We start from the raw sequence: 22,950 nt of genomic DNA on the forward strand, positions 1-22,950 counted from the left end.
GGACACCTGAAGCTACACCCGAAGTCGTTATCCAACCTTAAAGGAAACCGGCGAAATGCGAGTGATCCGGCATTCTTGCGGGACAAAAACAACCCAGGCGGGCAAGCCGAAAAGCGTGCCATTCCTGCACAGATCCGGCTGGCACGGTTCCTGCTCCTCCGGCAGCAAGGAGCTTGCATGGTTACCAGACGGTTATTTCTTTCGAGCCTCGGTCTCGGCGCGGCGGGCGTCGCCACGACGGCCGCGGGCCAGACGCAGCGGCTGCCGGTGATCGGTGTCGACCTGCGCGGCAGCATCGACGCGGCGGCGCACGGCATCCGCCCCGGCGCCGGCGACCGCAAGAGCAAGGCCTTCGCCAAGCTGCTGCGCGAGGCCGCCGCGAAGAACACACCGGTCTTCCTGCCGCCCGGCGACTATGTGATCTCGAACATCACGCTGCCGGACAATACGCGGATCACCGGCGTGCCGGGCGCGACCCGCATCGTCTATGGCGGTGACGGTCACCTCTTCGCCGCCGATGGCGTCGGGCGGATCGAGCTTGCCAACCTCGTCCTCGACGGGGCCAACCGCTGGCTGGACGACACGGTGCAGGGCCTCGTGCATCTGAGCAACGCGGCGACCGTCACTATCGAGAACTGCGAGATCAGGGGATCGTCGAAGACGGCGGTCTATCTCGAGCGCTCGGGCGGGCGCATCGAGCGCAACCGCCTTTCGGGCGCCGGCGACCATGCGTTCCATGCCGTGGAGAGCCATGACCTCTCCGTCACGGGCAACCAGGTCTTCGACTGCGGCAATGGCGGCATCCTGATCCATCGCTGGCAGAAGGGCCGCGACGGCACCATCGTTTCCGGCAACCGGATCGCGCGCATTTCCGCGACGCGCGGTGGCACCGGCCAGTACGGCAACGGCATCAACGTCTTCCGCGCAGACGACGTGATGATCTCGGGCAACCACATTTCCGGCTGCGCCTTCTCGGCCATCCGCTCCAATGCCGGCTCCAACGTGCAGATCGGCGGCAATACCTGCCTCGACAGCGGCGAAACAGCCATCTATTCGGAATTCGGCTTCGAAGGCGCCGTCGTCACCGGCAACCTCGTCGACGGCGCGGCCAACGGCATCGCCGTCGTCAACTTCAACGAGGGCGGGCGGCTTGCCAGCATCACCGGCAATGTCGTGCGCAATCTCAGGCTCGAAGGGCCCTATGTGCATGACGGAGCCGGCTTCGGTTTCGGCATCGCCGTGGAGGCCGACACCGCCGTCTCGGGAAACACCGTCGAGAACGCGGCGAGATGGGGGCTGATGCTCGGCTGGGGGGCCTATATGCGCGGCCTCGTCGTCAGCGGCAATCTCGTGCGCAAGAGCCCTGTCGGCTGCGGCGTGACGGTGGTGGAGCAGGCCGGCTCGGCGCTGATCTCCGGCAATGTCTTCGAGGAAACGCCAGAGGCGGCCATCGCCGGCTTCCGCTGGAACGAGCGCGTCACCGGCGACCTTGCAAAGGACGGGTCACCGCAAGGGCATCTGACGATCGAACGGAACCGGACGGGCTGAGCCCGTCCCGTAATGCGCCCCTCCTTCCTGCCCGAACGGAGAGGCGCCATGGTGGATGAGGGGGCATCCTTCCGCACGCTCCCTCATCCGCTTTGTCAGCCGCCGTGGGCTTCGTGGCCGCCTGATGCGTCCCCGCCCTGCTTAGCGGCGGGCTTTGCGGCCTCGATCTTGAAGTCCACGTCGAGCTTGCCGGCCTTTTCGAAGTTCAGCGTCGCCTTGAAGGTCTCGCCCTCCTTGAAGGGATGCTTGATCTTCATGAACATGACGTGGAGGCCGCCGGCCTTCAGCTCGACGGTGGCGCCGGCGGGGATTTCGATGCCTTCAGGCAGATGGCGCATCTTCATCACGTCGTTCTCCATGGCCATTTCATGGAGCTGCACGTCGTCGGAAACGTCCGGCGCGGCGATGGAAACGAGGCGGTCGGCTTCAGTGCCCTTGTTGGTGATGGTCAGGAAACCGCCGCCGACGGGCTGGCCGGGAAGGGTCGCCCTGGAGGCCGGATGATCGACCAGCAGGTTTCCGACCATGAACTCATGGGCGAAGACGGCGGAAGCGGAAAGCGCGAGCGCGGCGAGGGTTGCGAGAATGCGTTTCATGGACATGTCCTTTGTGACGTCTGTATCGGAAGAGGCGCGACGGACACACGAGGTCCGCCGGGCCGGATTTCCAGCGCAAGGCGGCAAGCCGTCGCGCGGGCGGTCGATCAGGCGGACAGGAAGGGCGGAGCGCGGGGCGGAGCGCCAGGGCGCTCGCGGCGGGGATGAAGCGCCTCCTCCCCGAGCGGAAGGGCTGAGACGCGGCGGAAGGCGAGCGCGGCACCGACAACATCGGACGGCGTGGGCATCAGGAGGCTGCCGCCGATGCGGCAGGCCTCGCATTTGGTCGACAGATGATGCCTGACCTTGCCGTCGACATGGTCGTTGAGGCAGATGTCGCCGATCGTGCCGTCCGGCAGGACGTATCGGGAAAGCTCGAAGACGTTCGGTCCCGCGGCAGAGGCCGGCTGATGCGCAAAGCCGACGAACAGCAGGGCGACCGCGCACAGAATGCGCAGGCAAAGAGCCCGGCCTGTCATGCCTCGTGCCATCGTGCACCCCCAACCGCGTCAATGCGGATATTTCGCCATTAGCCCCCTGCCCCCGGAAGGTCAATGCGGCAAGAAGCCTCCGCCATCACCACAATTCATGGATCGATCAGGCGCGTGCCCTACCTTTCGGTCCGGCCGCCGCCTAAGGTGACGACATGGCCCGTCTCGTTCCAGCAAAGCCGGACGGCCGCTCAGGAGGATTTCATGCTGACGATCTATGGCGTCTACCGCTCCCGCGCCTCGCGCAACTACTGGATGGCGGGCGAGCTCGGCCTTTCCTTCGCCTCCGTGCCGGTGCTCCAGGCCCGGCGCGTCGACGACCCCACGGCGGCGGATGCGCCGCTCAACACGCAATCGCCGGATTTCCTCTCGGTGAACCCGACCGGCCTTATTCCCTGCGTGGACGACGGCGGCTTCGTGATGACCGAGTCGCTGGCGATCAACCTCTACCTCGCCCGCAAGCACGGCGGCCCGCTTTCCGGCCAGACGCTGACGGAAGAGGCGGAAATGCTGCAATGGACGATGTGGGCGGCGACCGAGGTCGAGCCCCATGCGGTAAAGATCGTGCTGACGATGGATGCCAAGGCGGCCGAGAGCGAGCAGGGCCGCCTTGCGATCCGCGGCGCCGTCAAGGCGCTGAAGAAGAGCTTCCGGCGGCTCGACCAGCATCTTGCCGCCAGCGGCCATGTCGTCGGCGGCCGCTTCACCGTGGCCGACCTCAACCTTGCCGAGGTGTTCCGCTACGCGATGAGCCAGCCGCAGCTCTTCGACGAGGCGCCGCATGTCAAGGCGTGGCTGGCGGCCAGCCAGGCGCGCCCGGCCTTCAAGGCGATGATGGCCGCGCGGCTCGCCGAGCCGGAATGACCGCGCCGGCAAAGCCGTCCGCATCCTCCGCCATCGCCGCGCGCAGCCAGCGCTTGAAGGCCGAGACCTTGCGCGGTTCCGGCACGCCCGGGGCCGCGACGAAGTAATAGCCCATGCCGGTTTCCACCCGGATCGGGAGCGGCGCGACGAGCCGCCCCTCCTTCAGCGCCCAGGAGGCGAGCACCGGATAGGCGAGCAGCACGCCCTGCCCCGAGAGGGCCGCATCGAGGCAGAGCGAGGCATCGGAAAAGACGTGCCGCGCCCGCGGCGGCGGCACGTCGAGCCCCGCCGCCTCCAGCCATCGCTCCCAGGTGAAAGGGTCGTGCCCGTCGATGACGGCCGGCTGCTCGGCAAGGTCCTGCGGCGCGCGCAGGCTCTCCGCCAGCGCCGGCGCGCAGACCGGGAACATCACCTGCGGCATCAGGAACTCCGCCGTCACGTCCGGCCAGTTGCCCGGCCCGACGCGGATGCCGAGATCGACATCCGAACGCGCCAGGTCGACGAGGTTCGTCGTCGCCTCGATGCGCAGGCCGATATCCGGATGGACGGCGCTGAAACGGTCGATGCGGTGGATGAGCCAGCGCGAGGCGAAGATCGGCGCCACCGAGATCGTCAGGATATCGTCGTCGCGCCGCCGCGTGGTGGCGACCGCCTCGGAAAGCTGGCGGAAGCCGGCCGAAAGCCGCGCGAGGAAAGGCCCGCCGAAGTCCGTCTCGCGCATGCCCCGGGCCGTGCGCTCGAAGATCGTGCGGCCAAGCTGCTCCTCCGCCTTGATGACCTGCTGGCTGACCGCCCCGACGGTGACGCCCAGCTCTTCCGCCGCCGCTTGCAGCGAGCCGAGCCGGCCGACCGCCTCCAGCGCCCGCAGGCCGTTGAGGTGCACGCGGTTGAGGTTATTCATATAGATTTCCTATAGTCTTCTCTCGAACTACTCGATTGCGGAAGCGGACCGAAAGCGTGATTATCAATCATACTCAATCGTAACGAACCGCGAGGAGAAGGCAATGTTCAAGATTTTCTCCAGGCTGACCGGCGCTCTTCTGGCGAAGATCGACGCGACGGAGGCGCCGGTCTGGATGCGCGACCCGCTCGCCCATCCCGAAATCGAGGCCATGGATTCGCGCCGGCTCGGCGACCTGCCGTTCGGCCTGTTCCGCATGCCGGCCGAGGCCGGCCCCTGCCACCGCGGCCGCGCCGCCTGATCCTCCCTCGAACATCCGCCCTCCCCGGTCTATGCTGGCCGGGGAGGATTTTCATGCCGGATGAAATGAATCTGCTGCTCGCCCGCCTTCAACGGCTCTGCGAAGACCTGCCGGGCGTCGAGGCCGGCACGTCCTACGGCACGCCCGCGCTCAAAGCGGGCGGCAAGCTCTTCGTGCGCGTCAAGGACGCCGGAACGCTGGTGCTGATGGCGCCGATGGACGAGAAGGAGCGCCTGATCGAGATGGCGCCCGGCACCTATTACGAAACCGATCACTATCGCGGCTGGCCGGCCCTTCTCGTTCGCGCCGCGGCGATCGACGATGAGGACCTGCGCCACCGGCTTGCCGAGGCCTGGCATCTCAAGGCCCCGGCGAAACTGCGCAGGATGCGCGACTGAAGGCGCCGCCGATCAGCCGCCCGACTGGTCCATGTGCATGAACTCCCAGACATTGCCGTTGATGTCCTGGAAGGAGCAGCCGTACATCGGGCCGAATTCGATATTCGGCTTCCATTCGCGCCCGCCGGCGGCGAGCGCCTTGGCCTTGAAGTCATCGACTTCCTGGCGGCTGACGGCGGAAAGGCAGGTGAGCACCTGGGTCTGCTGCTCCGGATCGCCGACCTTGCCGGTCACGAACTGCGCGAACTTCTCCTCCGTCAGGTGCATGACGAAGACATTCTCGTCCACCACCATGCAGGCCGCCGTGTCGTCGCTGAACTGCTCGTTGAAGGTGAAGCCCAGCGCGTTGAAGAAGTGGCGGGTTGCCGGCAGGTCCTTGACCGGCAGGTTGACGAAGATCATGCGCATGGAAGTCCTCCTGTTGTGTTTCATCATGCGGGCAAAGGCCCGTCATGCCACAAGGACGCCACGCTACACGCATTCCCGACAGGGCGGCCGCATTTTTTGCGGCAGCTCACATCAGGCGGCGAAGGCGTCCGTCACGCGGATATCGCCGACATGGATGCCGTTCCAATTGGACATGGAGCGGTTGGCCATGGCCATCAGCGTCGCATGGACGGTCGGCTCTTCGGTGAAGAAGCGGGCGAGCGTGGCCGCGACCATGCTTTCGGCGGCGCGCGTCGTGCCGTCCTCGCATTTGAGGGCGATGGCGATGCCCTTTTCCGGGATGGCGGCGCAGAAGACGCCTTCGGCGCCGGTCTTGGCAAAGATGCGGCCGGGGGCCGCCTCCATGAGGCGGGTGCAGGCGCGATTGGTGCCGGCGACGTAGAAGGGTTCGGCCATGCAGGCATCGATCAGGCGGCGCGAGGCCTTCGCGCGCACGGGGGCGAGGCCGACGCCGGTCGCCATCTTCGCAAAGCCGTGGGCGAGGCTCTTCAGTGGCACGGCATAGGTCGGGATCGAGCAGCCGTCTGTGCCGCAATTGTCCACCGCGAGCGCCGCGCCTGTCAGGCTCTCCATGACGCCGCGGATCTCGGCCTGCACGGGATGCTCGTAGCGGACATAGCCTTCGAGGTCCTTGCCGGTGTGGCAGGCGGCGCAGACGAAGCCGGCATGCTTGCCGGAGCAATTGTTGTGCAGCGCTGTCGGATGGTCGAGAAGGCGCGCCTGATTGATGAGGACCGGCTGCTCGAAGGACCAGTGCGAACCGCATTCCAGCACGCTTTCATCCACGCCCGCAGCGGCGAGCATGGTACCGGCAAGGCGCACATGCGCCGGCTCGCCGCTATGCGAGGAACAGGCCAGCGCCAGCTCCCGGTCGCCGAAAACATGGGCGTCCGCCGCGCCGCTCTCGATCAGCGGCAGCGCCTGCATGGCCTTGCAGGCCGAGCGCGGGAAGACGCCCGCATCGATATCGCCCTGCGAGAACACCACCTTGCCATCGCCGTCCACCACGACGACCATGCCGCGATGGCGACTTTCGACGAGATCGCCGCGCGTGACTTCGACAAGGACGGGGTTTGCCATGATCGTGCCCTCAAATTTCCGATTTCCGCTGCGGTATTATCCGAAATTCACGATCCTGCCCACTCGGTTTCGGAGCCGCCCATGAAATTGCTGAGGAACGTCCTTGTCCTCTTTCTCTTGATCTATCTCATGCCGGCGCTCGGCGCGGCGGGCTACTGGTACATCAAGGACCGGCCGGCGAACTGGCGGGAGGCGGACTGGTCCTCCGCCGGCATCCTGCCGAAGCCGAAGGATGCTCCGCAGGCGACCATCCACATCTTCTCCGCTGCGACGGGCGGCATGAAGGGGGCGGTGGCGAGCCACGCCTGGATCGTCACCAAGGAAGCGAACGCCCTGGCCTACAATCGCTACGACAAGGTGGGCTGGGGCACGCCGGTGCGCAAGAACGCCTATCTGCCCGATGCCTACTGGTACTCCAACACGCCGCGCCTCGTGGTCAGCGTCAGCGGCGAGGAAGCGGCGCGGCTGATCCCGAAGATCGAGAAGGCCGTCGCCGCCTATCCCTATTCGAAGCCCGGCGCCTACCGCATCTGGCCGGGGCCGAACTCCAACACCTTCGTCGCCCATGTGCTGCGCTCCGTGCCCGAACTCGGCGTCGTCCTGCCGCCGGATGCCGTGGGGCGCGACTACCTGCCGGAGGGCCGGCTATTCGCGATCGATGCCGACGGCCGGGACATGCATGCGACGCTCTACGGCCTTCTCGGCATCTCGGCGGGCGTTCGCTCGGGGCTAGAACTGCATATCATGGGCCTCGTTGCCGGTGTCGACCTGGCGCGGCCGGCGATCAAGATACCGGCGATCGGGCGGATCGGGATCTAGCGGGCGCTGGACATGCCGGTGTCATCAACCGATTGTAAGCCGCAACACGGTTGAGGCAGGAGCGGGAGACGGCCATGAGCGACGAGAGAAAACAGCACACGGCGGCCTGTCACTGCGGCACCGTGCGGTTCCGCGTTCGGCTGACGGACGAATTCAACACGATCCGCCGCTGCTCCTGTTCCTACTGCCGCATGCGCGGCGCGATCGCCGTTTCCGCGGCGCTCGCGGATATCGAATTCGAGCAGGGCGAAGACAACCTGACGCTCTACCAGTTCAACACCGGCACGGCGAAACACTATTTCTGCAGGACCTGCGGCATCTACACCCACCACCAGCGCCGCTCCAACCCGAACCAGTTCGGCATCAACGTCGCCTGCATCGAAGGCATCAGCCCCTTCGACTTCGCGGCGGTGGAGGTGATGGATGGCGTTTCCCATCCTTCGGATTCCGGCACCGGCCCGCGGGTCGCCGGGATCCTCCGGTTCGAGCCGGCGGCCTGACGCCGCCGGCTTGCGGCATCAAAGATACGCCACCTCCATGGCCGCGATCCGCGCCGGGTCCGCGATCGATTCGATCTCGACGATCCTGTCACCCTCCACTTCCATGAGCACGACCACCTTGAGCTGGCCGCCGAGAATGACGGCAAGGCCGAGAGCGCCGTCGATGAGCGCGAGCCTCGCGGCAGTCGCCTTGCCCTTGAAGGTGGTGGCGACGGCCTGCGCGCCGGTGATTTCGGCCAGCGAACCGAGGCGCACCGCATCGGCATCCGCATGGAAGACGACCTCGGGGTCGAGTACCGCGAGCAGGCCCGAGAAATCGCCGTCGCGCGAAGCGGCGAGGAAGGCGGCGACGACGCCCTTGCGGCGCTCGTAATCGGCCGACGGCGTTTCCGGCAGGCCCTGCACGCGGCGACGGGCGCGGCTTGCAAGCTGGCGGGTGGCGACGGGCGAACGATCCACGATGCGGCCAATCTCCTCGAAGGGCACGTCGAACATGTCGTGCAGCACGAAGGCGAGGCGCTCGGCGGGCGTCAGGCGTTCCAGCACGACGAGAAGGGCAAGGCCGACGCTATCGGCCAGCGCCGCCTGCTCGTCGGCGCTCGCCGCCGGATCGGCATGCTGCATCTCCCCCTCGTCGCCATCGATCGGATCTTCGCGCCGCCTGCCGCGGGCGCGCAGCATGTCGAGGCAGATACGGCCGACGACGGTGGTCAGCCATCCTGAGGGATTGTCGATGCCCTCGCCGGCACGCTGCAGGCGCAGCCAGGCCTCCTGCACCGCGTCCTCGGCCTCCGCGCGCGAGCCCAGCATGCGGTAGGCAACGGCGCCGAGACGCCCCCGTTCGGCCTCGAAACGTTCGGCCCAGAATTTTTTCTCGCTCATCGGTCACACTCCTTCGTCCAGCGGCGTCATGGCCATGACGAACGAAGCCGCACCGGTGTGACAGGGCTCGCAACCGTCGACGCGAAAATCATTGCAAGGAGCAACAAAATGCAATCCCGTATGAACAACATCGTTACCGTTCTCCCCGATGTCATGACCGCCATGCAGGCGCTGCAGGGCGCCGCCCAGACATCCGGCCTGCCGGAAAAGACCGCCCATCTCGTCCATCTGCGCGCCAGCCAGATCAACGGCTGCGGCTTCTGCGTCGATCTCCACCCGCGCATGATGAAGAAGGCCGGAGAGACGGACCGGCGCATCCTTTCCGTCGCCGCCTGGCGCGAGGCGCCGTTCTATACGGATGCGGAACGCGCCGCGCTGGCGCTTACCGAAGCGCTAACGCGCATCGCCGACCGCGAGGAGCCGGTTCCGGACGCGATCTGGAACGAGGCCGCCCGCCACTATGACGAAAAGGCCCTCGCCGCCCTCGTCGTGGAGATCGCCGCGATCAATGTGTGGAACCGCTTCAATGTCGCGACGCGGCAGGTCGCAGGGGAATGGAACCCGTAAGAGCGCCTTTCGCCACCCCGTTTCAGTGAAAAGTCACGGCTTGAACTACAGTTTGGGCCGTGCCACCTCTGCCGCAACCTCTTTTTGCATCGCAAGGCCGCATTCCATGTCCGATAGCGTCGTCACCCCGAAGGAAGCCGCACCGCGGCTTTCCAGCCTCTTCCGCCGCGCCAGCCTGTTCGGGACATTGATGCTCGGCGGCGGCATCATGCTGCATGCGGTGGAGACCTATATCACCGCGACGCTGATGCCCTCCATCGTGCGGGACATCGGCGGCCTTTCGCTCTTCGCCTGGGCGACGACGATCTATGTCGCGGCCTCGGTGCTCGGCTCCACCTTCGTCGCCGTCCGGCCGGAAAGCGTTACGCTGAACCGCTGCTATGTCGCCGGAGCGGTGCTGTTCGGCATCGGCAGCCTCGTCTGCGCCATCGCGCCGACCATGGAGACGGTGCTCGTCGGGCGCGCCGTGCAGGGGCTCGGCGCGGGCTTCCTCGTCGCGCTCGGCTATGCCTTCATCCGCTTCGTCTATCCCGAGCCGCTGTGGAGCAGCGCCTCGACGCTCTATGCCGCCGTCTGGGGCATCGCGACCTTCCTCGGCCCCACCATCGGCGGCATCTTTGCCGCCGGCAGCGCCTGGCGCGAGGCCTTCGCGCTGCTCGTGCCGCTGTCGATCGTGATGGCGCTCGCCGCGCCGAAGCTGCTGCCGTCCGGCGAAGGCGAGCGGGTGACGACGAGGACGCCCTTCGCGCAGATCCTCCTGCTGGTGGCGGCCGTGCTCGTGCTTTCGCTCGCAAGCTCGGTGACGAGCGAAGCGTTGCGCGCCCTCCTCGCCATCGCGGCGGTTGCCGGCGTCGTCGCCACCGTCGCCATCGAGCGGCGGGCGGAGGCGCGCCTGCTGCCCGCCGGCACGATCCGCCTCGCCTCACCGCTCGCCCGCGTCTACCTCATCATGCTGATGCTGCTGGTGACGATCTGCTCGGATATCTACATCCCCTATTTCCTGCAGGTGCTGCACGGCGTCACGCCCATCGTCTCGGGCTATCTCGTGGCGCTCCTGGCGCTCGGCTGGACGACGGCGGCCTTCACCACCGCGCGGCTCAAGGGCCGGAGCGCCAACCGGGTGATCGTCGCGGGCGCGGCAGTGGAGGCGTTGGCGACGGCCATGCTGATCTTCGCGCTCGCCCGGCACAATCCCGAAAGCGAGTTCCTGGTGCTGGCGACCGCCACCCTCTTCATCTTCCTCATGGGCTTCGGCATCGGCATGGGCTGGGCGCATCTCGTGACCCATGTCCTGCATCTCGCGCCGGCCGGCGAGACGGACAAGGCCTCGGCGGCGATCACCACCATGCAGGCGCTGGGCGCCGCCTTCGGCGCGGCCCTTGCCGGCATCATCGTCAATTCGACGGGGCTGCTTCATCCGGGCGGCGTTGCGGGCGCGCTGACGGCGGCGCACTGGCTCTACGGGCTGCTGGCGCTTCCCGCAGCCGTCGCGATCCTCTTCGCCCTCCGCCTGCCGCATGAGGGCGGCTGACCCGGCTCAGCCGAAAGTCAGCACGATCTTGCCGATATGGTCGCCCTCTTCCATCATGCGATGGGCGGCGGCGGCCTCACCACAGGGCATGACGGCATGGATGACCGGGGCGACGCGCCCCTCCTCCAGCAGCGGCCAGACCTTTTCCAGCAGTTCGTCGCGGACCGCCTGCTTTTCCGCCGCCGTGCGCGGGCGCATGGCCGAGCCCATCACCCGCAGGCGCTTGAGCATGATGGGGGCGAGGTTCACCCGCTCCACCACCGCCCCGCCCAGGAAGGCGATGATCGACAAGCGCCCGTCGCGGGCGAGCGACTTCAGGTTCCGCTCGAAATAGGCCGCGCCGATCATGTCGAGGACGACATCGACGCCGGCCTTGCCCGTCTCCTCAGCGATCACCGCGGCGAAGTCCTCGCTGCGGTAGTTGATGGCGCGGCTCGCGCCGAGGTCGAGGCAGGCCTTGCACTTCTCCTCAGAGCCCGCCGTCGCGAAGACGCGCGCGCCGAGGGCGGCGGCAAGCTGGATCGCCGTCGTGCCGATGCCGCTTGAGCCGCCATGGATCAGCACGCTTTCGCCGGCCTTCAGCTCCGCCATCATGAAGAGATTGGCCCAGACGGTGAAGAAGGTCTCGGGCAGCGCCGCCGCCTTCACCGCGTCGTAGCCCTTGGGGAAAGGCAGCGCCTGCGAGGCCGGCACCGCGCAATATTGCGCATAGCCGCCGCCATTGGCGAGCGCGCAGACCCTGTCGCCGAGCGCATGGCCGGTGACGCCCTCACCGAGCGCGACCACCTCGCCGGCAATCTCGAGGCCGAGGATGGGGCTGGCATCGGGCGGCGGCGGATATTCGCCCTTGCGCTGGAGGACGTCCGGCCGGTTGATGCCTGCCGCCTCGACGCGCACGAGGATTTCACCGGCGCGCGGCTCAGGGGTCCTGCCCTCCGTCACCGCCAGATTGTCCGGGCCACCATGCTCGCTGAGCCCGACATAGGACATGGTCGATGGAACTGACATGGCTTTCCTTCCTGCGCTTCACGTAGAACTTCAATTCGACGGTTCTAGCCCAAAGCGCGTGTCTTTTGAATCGGTTCCGGAGGAAAGTTGAATCGTCACTCCAGCGTGGAGGAGAGGATGAGACCGGCATCGCTGCCCTTGGCGGCGGCCTTGAGCGCGGCGATGCGGCTGCTGATCTGCGCCGCCTCGCCAATCATGTCGCCGAGCGGCACGACGAGCACCACGGCCGAGCAGCGCATCAGCGGGAAGCTGGTGGCATTGCCGGCCCGGTCGTGGCCGCGGATCTCACCGATGAGTCGATCCTCCGGCGAATAGAGCGAGCGCACCTCGCGGGCGAAATCGGCAAGCAACCGCTCCAGCGTCTCCCGCACAGCCTCGACCGGCCGGCCGCAGATGCCGGCGAAGAAATCATCGCCGCCGACATGGCCGATGAAGACATCCTCCCCGACGAATTCGCGGCGCAGCAGCGAGGCGAAGAGCGAGATCGCAAGGTCGCCCTTGTGGAAGCCGTAGTGATCGTTGAACGGCTTGAAATTGTCGAAGTCGAAATAGCACAGGCAACGGAGCTGGTCGCCGTCGAGCGCCTTGTCCTGCAGATAGTCGCGGATCGAGCGGTTGCCCGGAAGGCCGGTCAACGGGTTCTGGTCCTCCGCCGTCTTCAGCCGCTTCTCGTTGATGATCTTCAGGAGCGACGAGGCCGAAAGGATGCCGGCATAGCGCATGTTCTCCGTCAGGATCACGCATTCGTTGCCGCCCATGCCGGTGAAGACGTCGAGCAGCTGCTCGGCCGGCGTATCGAGATCGGCGATGGGCGCGGCGGTGACGAAGTGCGACAGGCTCTTCTGGTAGAGCCTGTTCTTCAGGAGATCGCGGCCGAAGGGGTGATAGCTCAGTTCCTTGACGTGATATTCATGCAGGATGCCGCGCGGCTCGTCATTGGCGTTCAGCACCGGGAAGAAGGTGCGCTTGGGATCTCGGCGGAAGAATTCGAAGACCGATTCCAGGCTTTCGTTCTCGCGCAGCACGGCGACATGCTCGATCTCGCGGCGGATGAGGATGCTGTCCAGCGTGCGGGAATTGCGGCGCGTGCCGCCGGCGCGGGCGATCTGCGCATAGACGGGGCTGAGCGCCGAGAAATCCGTGACGGGGCGCGAGACGAACCAGCCCTGCACGAGATCGCAGCCCGCCTCGCGGCAGGCGACGAACTCCGCCTCGGTCTCCACGCCCTCCGCGATGACGCGGATGCCGAGAACATGGGCGGCGTTGACAGTGTTGCGCACCAGATGGCGCTTGCGCGCATCCGCTTCCATGCCGGAGATGAAATGACGGTCGATCTTGAGATAGTCGACCGGGTGGTCGCAGAGCAGTTTCAGGCCGTTATGGCCGACGCCGAAATCATCGATGGCCAGCTTGAAGCCGGCAAGGCGCAGCTTGCGCACGAGGATGGCGAAATCGGGCAGCGTATCGTTGTCGAAGCGCTCGGAAATCTCGAAACAGATCGAGGAGGCCGGAATGCCGGCACGGTTGAGGTGCCCGACGAGGCGCTCGACGAGATCGGCACCCTCCGGCACGAGGCGGGAATCGAGATTGATGAAGAGCGTGCGCGAGCGGAAATCCGGTAGGGCGGCGAAGGCGGCGATGGCGCGGCTGTTGACCATGTGCTCGAGCGCCATGAGCTGGCCCGCCTCATACGCCCGGTCGATCAGGTCGAGCGGGGAGCGGAAGCCGAGGCGGTCGAAGCCGCGCATCAGCGACTCGTAGCCGAAGACCGCACCGGTGGCCGTTTCCACGATGGGCTGGAACGCAGTCTCGATCACCAGCTTGGCGAGCGTGACGATCTCGCCATCGCCGAAGCGTCGAAGGGCTAGCAATTCGGCGGCGGACATGCGCGGCTCCGGGGCGTGAACGATGCCGCGAAGTCTCCGCCCGTATCCCTGAAGAAACCGTTTCCCCAGTATGACAATTTCATGAAAGTTCAATAACTACAAGGAGTTGAAAAAGAACCCGCTCATATTGGAAGCGCCAGCAGCAAGGCCCCGCCGCCGATCATCGCTACCGCGATCCAGTGGGCGGTCGAAAGCTGCTCGCCGAGGAAGAGAACGGCGAAGACGGCGACGAGCACGACGCTCAGCTTGTCGACCGGCGCGACCTGCGCAGCCTTGCCGATCTGCAGCGCCCGGAAATAGCAGAGCCACGATGCACCGGTCGCCAAACCCGAGAGAATGAGGAAAATCCAGCTCTTCATCGGCACCGAGCCGGGCGCCTGCCAATTGCCGGCAAGCGTCAGCATCAGGGCGATGGCGAGAAGAATGACGACCGTGCGGATGAAGGTCGCGAAGTCGGAATTGACCTCGGCGATGCCGATCTTGGCGAAGATGGCAGTCAGCGCCGCGAAGACGGCGGAGCCGAGCGCCCAGACCTGCCAGGATGTCAGAAGCCCCCTCACACTGCACCTCCTGCGAGCATCGCGCGCGCCAGTGCAAGTCCGGCCGCCACGGCGATGAGCGAAAAAATTACGGAAGCCCCGACATAAATCGCCGCCAGCCCCGCCTCGCCGCGCTCCCAGAGCAACGCCGCATCGAGCGAAAAGGCGGAAAAGGTGGTGAAGCCGCCGAGGACACCCGTCGTCAGGAACAGCCGCGCCTCCTGCGGCAGGTGGCCGCGAAAGGCGAAGAAGCCGGCGATCAGCCCCATCAGCAGGCAGCCCAGCACATTGATGACCAGCGTGCCTGCGGGAAAGGCCGTACCGACCAGCCGCGCCGCAAGCACATTCACCCCATGCCGCCCGGCCCCGCCGATGCCCGCGCCGAGAAAGACGATCAGATAGTTCATGCCCGTTGCCTCAAAGTCTGCGTTCGGTTTGCGGACAACAAAAAACCGCCCTCGGGCGGTCGCCAGAAACGCTCCCGCCGTCGACGGCCATCGCTGGCCGGTCTGGCAGGAGCTATCAGCCGGTGAACGGCAGTTGTCGGGGAGCTCCATCCCCATCCCACACGAAATTTCTAGGCGCTGGCGGAGCGGCTGTCAAACCGCTCCGCCAGCTTAAGGGCCGGGATGCCTACTTGCGCAGCGCCAGGCCGAAGGCGATGAGTGCCCAGCCCTGCATGGCAAGGTCGAAGGCGAGGAAGAGGCCGAGCAGCCAGAGGCTGTTGACCGGCCAGCCGAGGATGAAGACGATGCCGGCGAGCGTGGTGACCACACCGCCCGCCATCAGCCAGCCCCAGCCGCTTTCCGGCCGCACGCGCCAAGCTGCAAAGATGCGGAAGACGCCGGCAACGAGAAGGGCGGCCGCCATCAAGAGGGTCAGCACGGCCGAGGTCAGCACCGGATTGACGAAGGCCAGGACGCCGGCGGCGAGATAGAGAAGCGCGCTCAGCGCCCAGGAGATCGTCTCCCGCCAGGCCTTGACCTGGAAGGCATGGGCGAGATGCACGGCACCGCCGACGATCATCAGCATGCCGACATAATAGACCGAGGCGACCGTCGCCATGAACAGATTGGCGGCGGCGATGCCGCCGAAGACGAGCAGGACGACGCCGAGGGCGACGAACCAGCCCCATTTCGCACGCACTTCGGAGAGAGGGTTCATTCCGGGGGAGAGGACCATGATGCACCTCGAAAAATGAATGAAAACAAAGTCAGCCTAGCACAGAATGGCGCGACTAAGCGACAGGCGATTGCAGCGCCCCGCGGACGCCAGATTTTTATTGATTGATCACTCAATTAAAAATATCCTTGATCCAGATCAGGGGGACGAGATGCCGAAGGTTGGGATGGAGCCGGTGCGGCGCAAGGCGCTGGTGGACGCGACGCTACGGGCGGTCGGGGACCATGGCTCGCTGACCGTGACCATGTCTGAAATCGCCCGTCATGCCGGCGTTTCGCCTGCCCTTGCACACCACTATTTCGGCTCCAAGGAACAGCTCGTCATCGAGACGATCCGCAGCCTCCTGCGCACGTTGCGGGCGGATACGGTTTCGGCCTTGCGGGAGGCCGCGACACCGCGCGAGCGGCTTTCGGCAATCATCCGCGTCAATTTCCAGGCGCACCAGTTCGCGCCGGAGACGGTGGCGGCTTGGCTTGCCTTCTATTCGGAGGCGCAGCGTTCGGAAGCGGTCCGGCGGCTGCTCGTCGTTTATGCGCGGCGGCTGAACTCCAATCTGCTTGCCAGCCTCCGGCAGCTTTGCCCCGACGGGCGCGCCGGCGAGATCGCGGACGGGGCGGCGGCGATGATCGACGGGCTCTACCTGCGGCAGGGGCTGAAATCGGCGCCGGTCAGCATCGAGTCCTCCATCGCGCTGACGGAGGGCTATCTCAATGCCCAGCTTGCCGCTGTCGCAGACCCCGCTTCCACCGCCGCTGGCCGACGACCATCCGTCACACAGGCGCGCTAGAGCTTCCGGATATTGCTCATTCATTTAAGGACCAGCCCGTGACCGCCAGCAAGCCGAACATCCTGATCGTCATGGTCGACCAGCTCAACGGGACCTTCTTCCCGGACGGGCCGGCGGAGTGGCTGCATGCGCCGCACATGAAGGCGCTCGCCGCACGCTCGGCGCGGTTCCGCAACAACTACACGTCCTCGCCGCTCTGCGCCCCTGCCCGCGCCTCCTTCATGGCCGGCCAGCTGCCGAGCCGCACACAGGTCTACGACAATGCGGCGGAGTACATTTCCTCCATCCCCACCTTCGCGCATCACCTGCGCCGCGCTGGCTATTACACGGCGCTGTCGGGGAAAATGCACTTCGTCGGGCCGGACCAGCTTCACGGCTTCGAGGAGCGGCTGACGACGGACATCTACCCGGCCGATTTCGGCTGGACGCCTGATTATCGCAAGCCGGGCGAGCGCATCGACTGGTGGTATCACAATATGGGTTCGGTGACGGGCGCCGGCGTCGCCGAGATCACCAACCAGATGGAATATGACGACGAGGTCGCCTTCCTCGCCAACCAGAAGCTCTACCAGCTCTCCCGCGAGAACGACGACCAGTACCGCCGTCCCTGGTGCCTCACCGTCTCCTTCACCCATCCGCACGACCCCTATGTGGCGCGGCGGAAGTTCTGGGACCTCTACGAGGACTGCGCGCACCTGATGCCCCAGGTGGACATGCTGGAGGAACCGGACCCGCATTCCGCCCGCATCCTGCATTCGTGCGACTATGCCAAGTTCGCGATCAGCGGCGAGGACGTGCGCCGCTCGCGGCAGGCCTATTTCGCCAATATCTCCTATCTCGATGAGAAGGTCGGCGAGCTTGTCGACACGCTGACGCGCACGCGCATGCTGGACGAGACGCTGATCCTGTTCTGCTCGGACCATGGCGACATGCTCGGCGAGCGCGGCCTGTGGTTCAAGATGAACTTCTTCGAGGGTTCGGCCCGCGTGCCGCTGATGATCGCTGGTCCCGGCGTGACGCCCGGCCTGCACCTTGCCCCCACCTCCAATCTCGACGTGACGCCGACGCTGTGCGACCTCGCCGGCATCTCCATGGACGAGGTGATGCCCTGGACGGACGGGGAAAGCCTGCTTCCGATCATCAACGGCGCGGAGCGCACGACGCCGGTGCTGATGGAATATGCGGCGGAAGCCTCCTATGCACCGCTCGTCGGCATCCGCGAGGGCAAGTGGAAATACATCCACTGCGAACTCGACCCGGAACAGCTTTACGACCTCGAAGCCGATCCGCACGAGCTGACCAACCTTGCGACTTCCGACAATCCGGTGATCCGGGCGACGCTGGACGCCTTCCGCCAGATGCGCGAGGCGCGCTGGGACATGGCTGCCTTCGATTCCGCCGTGCGCGAGAGCCAGGCGCGGCGCTGGGTGGTCTACGAGGCGCTGCGGAACGGCGCCTATTATCCGTGGGACCACCAGCCGCTGCAGAAGGCATCCGAACGCTACATGCGCAACCACATGAACCTCGACAATCTCGAGGAATCCAAACGCTATCCGCGAGGAGAATGACATGAAAGCCCAACCGAAAGCCTCGCATTTCATCGACGGCGAATATGTGGAAGACGTTGCCGGCACGCCCTTCGAGAGCCTCTACCCCGCCACCGGCGAGGTGATCGCCCGTCTCCACGCGGCAACGCCGGCCATCGTGGAAAAGGCCGTCGCCTCCGCCAAGCGCGCGCAGAAGGAATGGGCGGGCATGAGCCCCACCGTGCGCGGCCGCATCCTCAAGCGCGCCGCCGAGATCATGCGCGAGCGCAACCTCGAGCTTTCCGAATTGGAAACGCTCGACACCGGCAAGCCGATCCAGGAGACCATCATCGCCGACCCGACATCAGGCGCGGACGCCTTCGAGTTCTTCGGCGGCATCGCGGCGGCGGGTCTCAATGGCGACTATATCCCGCTCGGGCAGGATTTCGCCTTCACCAAACGCGTGCCGCTCGGCGTCTGCGTCGGCATCGGCGCGTGGAACTATCCGCAGCAGATCGCCTGCTGGAAGGGCGCGCCGGCGCTCGTCTGCGGCAATGCCATGGTCTTCAAGCCCTCGGAGAACACGCCGCTCGGTGCGCTGAAGATCGCGGAAATCCTTGTCGAGGCCGGCCTGCCGAAGGGTCTCTACAACGTCATCCAGGGGGATCGCTCGACGGGGCCGCTGCTCGTCAACCACCCTGACGTCGCCAAGGTCTCGCTGACCGGTTCCGTGCCGACGGGCAAGAAGGTGGCGGGCGCGGCCGCTTCCGACCTCAAGCATGTGACGATGGAACTCGGCGGCAAGTCGCCGCTCATCGTCTTCGACGATGCCGACCTTGAAAGCGCCATCGGCGGGGCGATGCTTGGCAACTTCTATTCGACGGGGCAGGTCTGCTCGAACGGCACGCGCGTCTTCGTGCAGAAGGGTATCAAGCAGAAGTTCCTCGCCCGCCTCAAGGAACGCACGGAAAAGATCCTCATCGGCGACCCGATGGACGAGGCGACGCAGCTTGGGCCGATGGTCTCGAAGGCGCAGCGCGACAAGGTTCTCGACTATATCGAAAAGGGCAAGGCCGAGGGCGCGACGCTGCTGACAGGCGGGGGCATTCCCAACGCCGTTTCGGGTGAAGGCTATTATATCCAGCCGACCGTCTTCGCCGATGTCACCGATGGCATGACCATCGCGCGGGAGGAGATCTTCGGCCCGGTCATGTGCGTGCTCGACTTCGACAACGAGGAAGAAGTCATCGAACGCGGCAATGCCACGGAGTTCGGCCTTTCGGGCGGTGTCTTCACCACCGACATCACCCGCGCGCACCGCGTCGTCGACCAGCTCGATGCCGGCACGCTCTGGATCAACACCTACAACCTCGCCCCCGTGGAAATCCCCTTCGGCGGCTCCAAGCAATCCGGTTTCGGGCGAGAGAATTCCCTCGCCGCGCTGGAGCACTACAGCGAGCTGAAGACGGTCTATGTGTCGATGGGCAAGGTCGAGGCGCCGTATTGATTTGATCGGAACTGCCCCTCATCCCGCTGCCGCGACCTTCTCCCCGCAAGCGGGGCGAAGGGGGCAGGACGCTAAGTTTTCCGCCACATCGAGGCGATGCGGATCGGAATGAGCGCTCGCCACATCTTCCTTCTCCCCGGCTTGCGGGGAGAAGGTGCCGGCAGGCGGATGAGGGGCTTAACCCACGCAGGAAAGAAGCGGTCATGCAGAACGCAGACTACATCATCGTCGGCTCCGGCTCGGCCGGCTCGGCGCTCGCCTACCGGCTTTCGGAAGACGGCAAGCATACGGTCATGGTGCTGGAATATGGCGGCTCGGATATCGGGCCGTTCATCCAGATGCCGGCCGCGCTGGCCTGGCCGATGAGCATGAAGCGCTATAACTGGGGTTATCTCTCCGAGCCGGAACCGCACCTCAACAACCGCAGGATCACCGCGCCGCGCGGAAAAGTGCTCGGCGGCTCGTCATCGATCAACGGCCTCGTCTATGTGCGCGGCCATGCGGAAGACTTCAACCGCTGGGAAGAGCTCGGCGCGCAGGGCTGGGCCTATGCGGACGTGCTGCCCTACTACAAGCGGCTGGAGACCTCGCTCGGCGGCGAGGCGGGCTGGCGCGGCACCAACGGGCCGCTGCATGTCCGGCGCGGGCCGGTAACGAACCCGCTCTTCCACGCCTTCATCCAGGCCGGCCGGGACGCCGGCTTCGAGACGACGGAGGACTACAACGGCTCCAAGCAGGAAGGTTTCGGCCTAATGGAGCAGACGATCTACAACGGCCGGCGCTGGTCGGCGGCAAACGCCTATCTGCGCCCGGCGATGAAGCGACAGAACGTTTCCCTCGTGCGCTGCTTCGCCCGGAAAATCGTCATCGAAAATGGCAGGGCGGTCGGCGTCGAGATCGAGCGCAACGGCAGGATCGAGGTGGTGAAGGCGAACAAGGAAGTCGTCGTCTCGGCTTCGTCCTTCAACTCGCCGAAGCTCCTGATGCTCTCGGGCATCGGCCCGGCGCAGCATCTGAAGGACATGGGCATCGAGGTGAAGGTGGACCGGCCGGGTGTCGGCGCGAACCTGCAGGACCATATGGAATTCTATTTCCAGCAGGTCTCCACCAAGCCGGTCTCGCTCTATTCCTGGCTGCCGTGGTTCTGGCAGGGCGTGGCGGGCGCACAATGGTTGCTTTCCAAGGGTGGCCTCGGCGCCTCCAACCAGTTCGAGGCCTGCGCGTTCCTGCGCTCGGCGCCGGGGCTGAAGCAGCCGGATATCCAGTACCACTTCCTGCCCGTCGCCATTTCCTATGACGGCAAGGCGGCGGCCAAGAGCCATGGTTTCCAGGCGCATGTCGGCTACAACCTGTCGAAATCGCGCGGCAACGTGACCCTGCGCTCGGCCGATCCGATGGCCGATCCGGTGATCCGCTTCAACTACATGAGCCACGAGGAAGACTGGATCAAGTTCCGCCATTGCGTGCGCCTCACCCGCGAGATTTTTGGCCAGAAGGCTTTCGACGAATTCCGCGGCCCGGAAATCCAGCCGGGTGACAAGGTGCAGACGGATGAGGAGATCGACGCCTTCCTGCGCGAGCATCTGGAAAGCGCCTACCATCCCTGCGGCACCTGCCGCATGGGCGCGGCGGACGACCCGATGGCGGTGGTCGACCCGCAGACCCGCGTGATCGGCGTCGACGGGCTGCGCGTGGCGGATAGCTCCATCTTCCCGCATGTGACCTACGGCAACCTCAACGCGCCGTCGATCATGACGGGGGAGAAAGCGTCCGACCACATTCTCGGCAAGCAGCCGCTGGCACGCTCCAATCAGGAGCCGTGGGTGAACCCGCGGGCGGCGGTGAGTGATCGGTAGTTCCATTGCCATCAAGACACCGGGATCACTTCGGTGATCCCGGTGCTGCCTCACCTCGACGTTCCTCCGCTATCCGTTGGCGTAATTGCCAACAAGAGCGCTTGATGGTATAAACACCAACATGCAGGCGAGTCTGATCCTCAAGACACGGCGACATATCGGCGAGGCCATGTTCGCCGACCTCGTGATATGGCGGGTGCCCGAGCCACTGCGCGGCAGCCCTCACCCCTTCAAGTATCGTCTGGCCTTCGTGGCCGATGGCATCTGCATGATGCGCTACGACAACGAAACCGGCAAAGGGGACCACAAGCATATCGGGGCCGAAGAGCACCCGTATGCCTTTCAGTCTATCGAGAAACTGCTGCTGGACTTTGATGCGGACATGAAAGGATGGATCGATGGAAACGCTGACCGTGAAGATTGAAAGCATGAAGGACGTGATCGCCTCCGCGGTCGATGCCGCGAAGCGGGCAGAGGCTGGCGAGGCCGTCGAGGCTCGATCCATCCTGTCCTTCGACTCGTGGGAGGCGATGCACCGGACGCTGGCGCCCAAGCGGACGGAGATCGTCATGGCAATGGCCGGCCGGGGTTCGCTCACCGTGCGCGAAGTGGCGAAGCTGGTGACCCGTGACATCAAGAACGTCCACGGGGATCTTGACATGCTGGCGAAGAGCGGCGTGATCGACAAGACCGAAAACGGCTTCGCCTTCCCCTACGACCGGATCCACTTCGAGTTCGACATGGAGGCGGCCGCCTGATCGGCCTGCCCAAAACCAGCTTATTGTCTACTAAATTCATAGAATAATATCAAAGCTTTCCCCGGCGGCAGGATTTCTGCCTTGGGGCCGAGATGGAGAGATATTTGCTCTTCGTCCTCACGCTTTGGAAATCCGTTTTGCTGTCTGCCCTCCCCCAAGCCTGCGATAATCCGGCAAATTCTCGCAAAGGCTTGGAAACGGAATGACTGCTCTTACCGGAAACGGGATCGCGGAAGCCCTGAACGACAAACTGGCCGGTCTCGACCTTGCCGGGCGCCTCGCGCTCGTGGCCGAACTTGGCGGGCGTGCCGTCTTCACCACCAGCCTCGGCATCGAGGACCAGGTGATCACCGCGGCCATCGGCACCGACCGGCTTGCCATCGACGTCGTGACGCTGGAGACGGGCCGGCTCTTCAAGGAGACCGTCGATCTCATCGACGAGACCGAGGGGCAGTACGGCATCACCATCGCCCGCTACGTGCCCGTGCAGGACGATATCGACGCCTATGCGGCGCAGTACGGCCTCAACGGCTTCTATGAGAGCGTCGAGGCGCGGCATGCCTGTTGCAGCGTGCGCAAGCTGAAGCCGCTTGCGCGCGCGCTCGAAGGGGCATCCTTCTGGATCACCGGCCTTCGCCGCGGCCAGTCCGGCAACCGGGCGGATACGCCCTTTGCCGAACATGACGCCGAGCGCAACCTCATCAAGATCAACCCGCTGGCCGACTGGGACATCGACCGCATCAAGGCCTATGTGGCCGACAATGCCGTGCCGGTGAACCCGATGCACGGTCGCGGCTACCCCTCCATCGGCTGCGAGCCGTGTACGCGCGCCATCAAGCCGGGCGAGCCCGAGCGCGCCGGCCGCTGGTGGTGGGAGAACGACGAGAAGCGCGAATGCGGCCTGCACGTCACCGAGGCCGCCGCCTCCACCATCCCGGCCCCCAGCGCGGCCTGACCCGAACAGCCCTCCCAAGGC

General features: G+C 65.6%; 26 protein-coding genes and 1 riboswitch. Of the genes, 15 read left to right on the plus strand and 11 right to left on the minus strand.

Translation table 11 applies throughout. The features are described 5' to 3' along the window. Positions 1 to 177: 177 nt before the first annotated feature. Entirely contained in the window at positions 178 to 1,548 is a 1,371-nt protein-coding gene (locus ShzoTeo12_RS23515) for a TIGR03808 family TAT-translocated repetitive protein (RefSeq protein ID WP_318912694.1), read from the plus strand. A 95-nt stretch (positions 1,549 to 1,643) separates the two neighbouring features. Here ShzoTeo12_RS23515 and ShzoTeo12_RS23520 read toward each other — a convergent pair whose 3' ends face one another. Together ShzoTeo12_RS23520 and ShzoTeo12_RS23525 are read right to left on the minus strand one after the other, a co-directional pair. Then, positions 1,644 to 2,144: a copper chaperone PCu(A)C gene (locus ShzoTeo12_RS23520; RefSeq protein WP_318912695.1), complete on the minus strand. Its 501-nt coding sequence runs from the start codon at positions 2,142 to 2,144 to the stop codon at positions 1,644 to 1,646. A gap of 107 nt (positions 2,145 to 2,251) precedes the next feature. Then, a complete protein-coding gene (locus tag ShzoTeo12_RS23525) occupies positions 2,252 to 2,623 on the minus strand; it encodes a hypothetical protein (RefSeq protein ID WP_318912696.1) in 372 nt (123 codons plus the stop codon). A gap of 216 nt (positions 2,624 to 2,839) precedes the next feature. On the opposite strand from ShzoTeo12_RS23525, the gene ShzoTeo12_RS23530 reads away from it, so the two are divergent. After that, positions 2,840 to 3,499, plus strand: coding sequence for a glutathione S-transferase family protein (locus ShzoTeo12_RS23530; protein ID WP_318912697.1), 660 nt, complete (start codon positions 2,840 to 2,842; stop codon positions 3,497 to 3,499). Here the strand turns inward: ShzoTeo12_RS23530 and ShzoTeo12_RS23535 are convergent. Beyond that, the gene (locus ShzoTeo12_RS23535) at positions 3,459 to 4,400 is read right to left on the minus strand and encodes a LysR substrate-binding domain-containing protein (RefSeq protein ID WP_318912698.1); all 942 of its coding nucleotides are present in this window, start codon (positions 4,398 to 4,400) and stop codon (positions 3,459 to 3,461) included. The two genes, ShzoTeo12_RS23530 and ShzoTeo12_RS23535, sit on opposite strands and share 41 nt — an antisense overlap. A gap of 103 nt (positions 4,401 to 4,503) precedes the next feature. Between ShzoTeo12_RS23535 and ShzoTeo12_RS23540 the strand changes: the two genes are divergently transcribed. Together ShzoTeo12_RS23540 and ShzoTeo12_RS23545 are read left to right on the plus strand one after the other, a co-directional pair. Beyond that, complete coding sequence (locus tag ShzoTeo12_RS23540; protein ID WP_318912699.1) at positions 4,504 to 4,701, plus strand: hypothetical protein; 198 nt, start codon at positions 4,504 to 4,506, stop codon at positions 4,699 to 4,701. Between the two features lie 53 nt (positions 4,702 to 4,754). After that, positions 4,755 to 5,099, plus strand: coding sequence for an MmcQ/YjbR family DNA-binding protein (locus ShzoTeo12_RS23545; RefSeq protein ID WP_318912700.1), 345 nt, complete (start codon positions 4,755 to 4,757; stop codon positions 5,097 to 5,099). A gap of 12 nt (positions 5,100 to 5,111) precedes the next feature. Here the strand turns inward: ShzoTeo12_RS23545 and ShzoTeo12_RS23550 are convergent, their stop codons facing one another. Both ShzoTeo12_RS23550 and ShzoTeo12_RS23555 read right to left on the minus strand, forming a co-directional pair. Further along, the gene (locus ShzoTeo12_RS23550) at positions 5,112 to 5,507 is read right to left on the minus strand and encodes a VOC family protein (RefSeq protein ID WP_318912701.1); all 396 of its coding nucleotides are present in this window, start codon (positions 5,505 to 5,507) and stop codon (positions 5,112 to 5,114) included. A gap of 111 nt (positions 5,508 to 5,618) precedes the next feature. Then, positions 5,619 to 6,626, minus strand: coding sequence for an asparaginase (locus tag ShzoTeo12_RS23555; RefSeq protein ID WP_318912702.1), 1,008 nt, complete (start codon positions 6,624 to 6,626; stop codon positions 5,619 to 5,621). Positions 6,627 to 6,707: 81 nt separating this feature from the next. On the opposite strand from ShzoTeo12_RS23555, the gene ShzoTeo12_RS23560 reads away from it, so the two are divergent. Then, on the plus strand, positions 6,708 to 7,445 hold the full coding sequence (locus tag ShzoTeo12_RS23560) for a DUF3750 domain-containing protein (RefSeq protein ID WP_318912703.1): 738 nt from the start codon (positions 6,708 to 6,710) through the stop codon (positions 7,443 to 7,445). A 74-nt stretch (positions 7,446 to 7,519) separates the two neighbouring features. After that, a complete protein-coding gene (locus tag ShzoTeo12_RS23565; RefSeq protein WP_318912704.1) occupies positions 7,520 to 7,945 on the plus strand; it encodes a GFA family protein in 426 nt (141 codons plus the stop codon). An 18-nt stretch (positions 7,946 to 7,963) separates the two neighbouring features. On the opposite strand, the gene ShzoTeo12_RS23570 is transcribed toward ShzoTeo12_RS23565, so the two are convergent. Next, on the minus strand, positions 7,964 to 8,827 hold the full coding sequence (locus tag ShzoTeo12_RS23570) for a sigma-70 family RNA polymerase sigma factor (protein ID WP_318912705.1): 864 nt from the start codon (positions 8,825 to 8,827) through the stop codon (positions 7,964 to 7,966). Positions 8,828 to 8,935: 108 nt separating this feature from the next. On the opposite strand from ShzoTeo12_RS23570, the gene ShzoTeo12_RS23575 reads away from it, so the two are divergent. Together ShzoTeo12_RS23575 and ShzoTeo12_RS23580 are read left to right on the plus strand one after the other, a co-directional pair. Next, the gene (locus ShzoTeo12_RS23575; RefSeq protein ID WP_318912706.1) at positions 8,936 to 9,394 is read left to right on the plus strand and encodes a carboxymuconolactone decarboxylase family protein; all 459 of its coding nucleotides are present in this window, start codon (positions 8,936 to 8,938) and stop codon (positions 9,392 to 9,394) included. Positions 9,395 to 9,500: 106 nt separating this feature from the next. After that, complete coding sequence (locus tag ShzoTeo12_RS23580; RefSeq protein ID WP_318912707.1) at positions 9,501 to 10,925, plus strand: MFS transporter; 1,425 nt, start codon at positions 9,501 to 9,503, stop codon at positions 10,923 to 10,925. A 6-nt stretch (positions 10,926 to 10,931) separates the two neighbouring features. On the opposite strand, the gene ShzoTeo12_RS23585 is transcribed toward ShzoTeo12_RS23580, so the two are convergent. From ShzoTeo12_RS23585 to ShzoTeo12_RS23605, 5 genes are all read right to left on the minus strand, one after another. Beyond that, on the minus strand, positions 10,932 to 11,933 hold the full coding sequence (locus ShzoTeo12_RS23585) for an NAD(P)H-quinone oxidoreductase (protein WP_318912708.1): 1,002 nt from the start codon (positions 11,931 to 11,933) through the stop codon (positions 10,932 to 10,934). A gap of 95 nt (positions 11,934 to 12,028) precedes the next feature. After that, positions 12,029 to 13,819 (minus strand): GGDEF domain-containing protein, encoded by a 1,791-nt coding sequence (locus tag ShzoTeo12_RS23590; RefSeq protein WP_318912709.1) that lies wholly within the window; start codon positions 13,817 to 13,819, stop codon positions 12,029 to 12,031. A 122-nt stretch (positions 13,820 to 13,941) separates the two neighbouring features. Next, positions 13,942 to 14,379: an EamA family transporter gene (locus ShzoTeo12_RS23595; protein WP_318912710.1), complete on the minus strand. Its 438-nt coding sequence runs from the start codon at positions 14,377 to 14,379 to the stop codon at positions 13,942 to 13,944. Further along, positions 14,376 to 14,765 (minus strand): fluoride efflux transporter CrcB, encoded by a 390-nt coding sequence (gene crcB, locus ShzoTeo12_RS23600; RefSeq protein ID WP_318912711.1) that lies wholly within the window; start codon positions 14,763 to 14,765, stop codon positions 14,376 to 14,378. The genes ShzoTeo12_RS23595 and crcB overlap by 4 nt, the downstream gene beginning before the upstream one ends. 99 nt (positions 14,766 to 14,864) lie before the next feature. Beyond that, positions 14,865 to 14,928, minus strand: a riboswitch (Fluoride riboswitch). Between the two features lie 63 nt (positions 14,929 to 14,991). Then, positions 14,992 to 15,540, minus strand: a complete 549-nt coding sequence (locus ShzoTeo12_RS23605; protein WP_119255537.1) for an HdeD family acid-resistance protein — start codon at positions 15,538 to 15,540, stop codon at positions 14,992 to 14,994. Between the two features lie 151 nt (positions 15,541 to 15,691). On the opposite strand from ShzoTeo12_RS23605, the gene betI reads away from it, so the two are divergent. From betI to ShzoTeo12_RS23640, 7 genes are all read left to right on the plus strand, one after another. After that, on the plus strand, positions 15,692 to 16,327 hold the full coding sequence (gene betI / locus ShzoTeo12_RS23610) for a transcriptional regulator BetI (protein ID WP_318912712.1): 636 nt from the start codon (positions 15,692 to 15,694) through the stop codon (positions 16,325 to 16,327). A 38-nt stretch (positions 16,328 to 16,365) separates the two neighbouring features. Continuing rightward, entirely contained in the window at positions 16,366 to 17,895 is a 1,530-nt protein-coding gene (betC, locus tag ShzoTeo12_RS23615) for a choline-sulfatase (protein ID WP_318912713.1), read from the plus strand. A gap of 1 nt (position 17,896) precedes the next feature. Then, on the plus strand, positions 17,897 to 19,360 hold the full coding sequence (betB, locus tag ShzoTeo12_RS23620; RefSeq protein ID WP_318912714.1) for a betaine-aldehyde dehydrogenase: 1,464 nt from the start codon (positions 17,897 to 17,899) through the stop codon (positions 19,358 to 19,360). Positions 19,361 to 19,563: 203 nt separating this feature from the next. After that, positions 19,564 to 21,216 (plus strand): choline dehydrogenase, encoded by a 1,653-nt coding sequence (gene betA, locus ShzoTeo12_RS23625; protein WP_318912715.1) that lies wholly within the window; start codon positions 19,564 to 19,566, stop codon positions 21,214 to 21,216. 121 nt (positions 21,217 to 21,337) lie between these two features. After that, complete coding sequence (locus ShzoTeo12_RS23630; RefSeq protein WP_318912716.1) at positions 21,338 to 21,640, plus strand: DUF6516 family protein; 303 nt, start codon at positions 21,338 to 21,340, stop codon at positions 21,638 to 21,640. After that, positions 21,615 to 21,974 (plus strand): transcriptional regulator, encoded by a 360-nt coding sequence (locus tag ShzoTeo12_RS23635; protein WP_318912717.1) that lies wholly within the window; start codon positions 21,615 to 21,617, stop codon positions 21,972 to 21,974. Before ShzoTeo12_RS23630 ends, ShzoTeo12_RS23635 begins: the two co-directional genes overlap by 26 nt. A gap of 202 nt (positions 21,975 to 22,176) precedes the next feature. Then, a complete protein-coding gene (locus ShzoTeo12_RS23640) occupies positions 22,177 to 22,929 on the plus strand; it encodes a phosphoadenylyl-sulfate reductase (RefSeq protein ID WP_318912718.1) in 753 nt (250 codons plus the stop codon). Positions 22,930 to 22,950 lie beyond the last annotated feature (21 nt).

Origin of the sequence: Shinella zoogloeoides (assembly GCF_033705735.1) — a bacterium.
GTDB classification, from domain to species: domain Bacteria; phylum Pseudomonadota; class Alphaproteobacteria; order Rhizobiales; family Rhizobiaceae; genus Shinella; species Shinella zoogloeoides_A.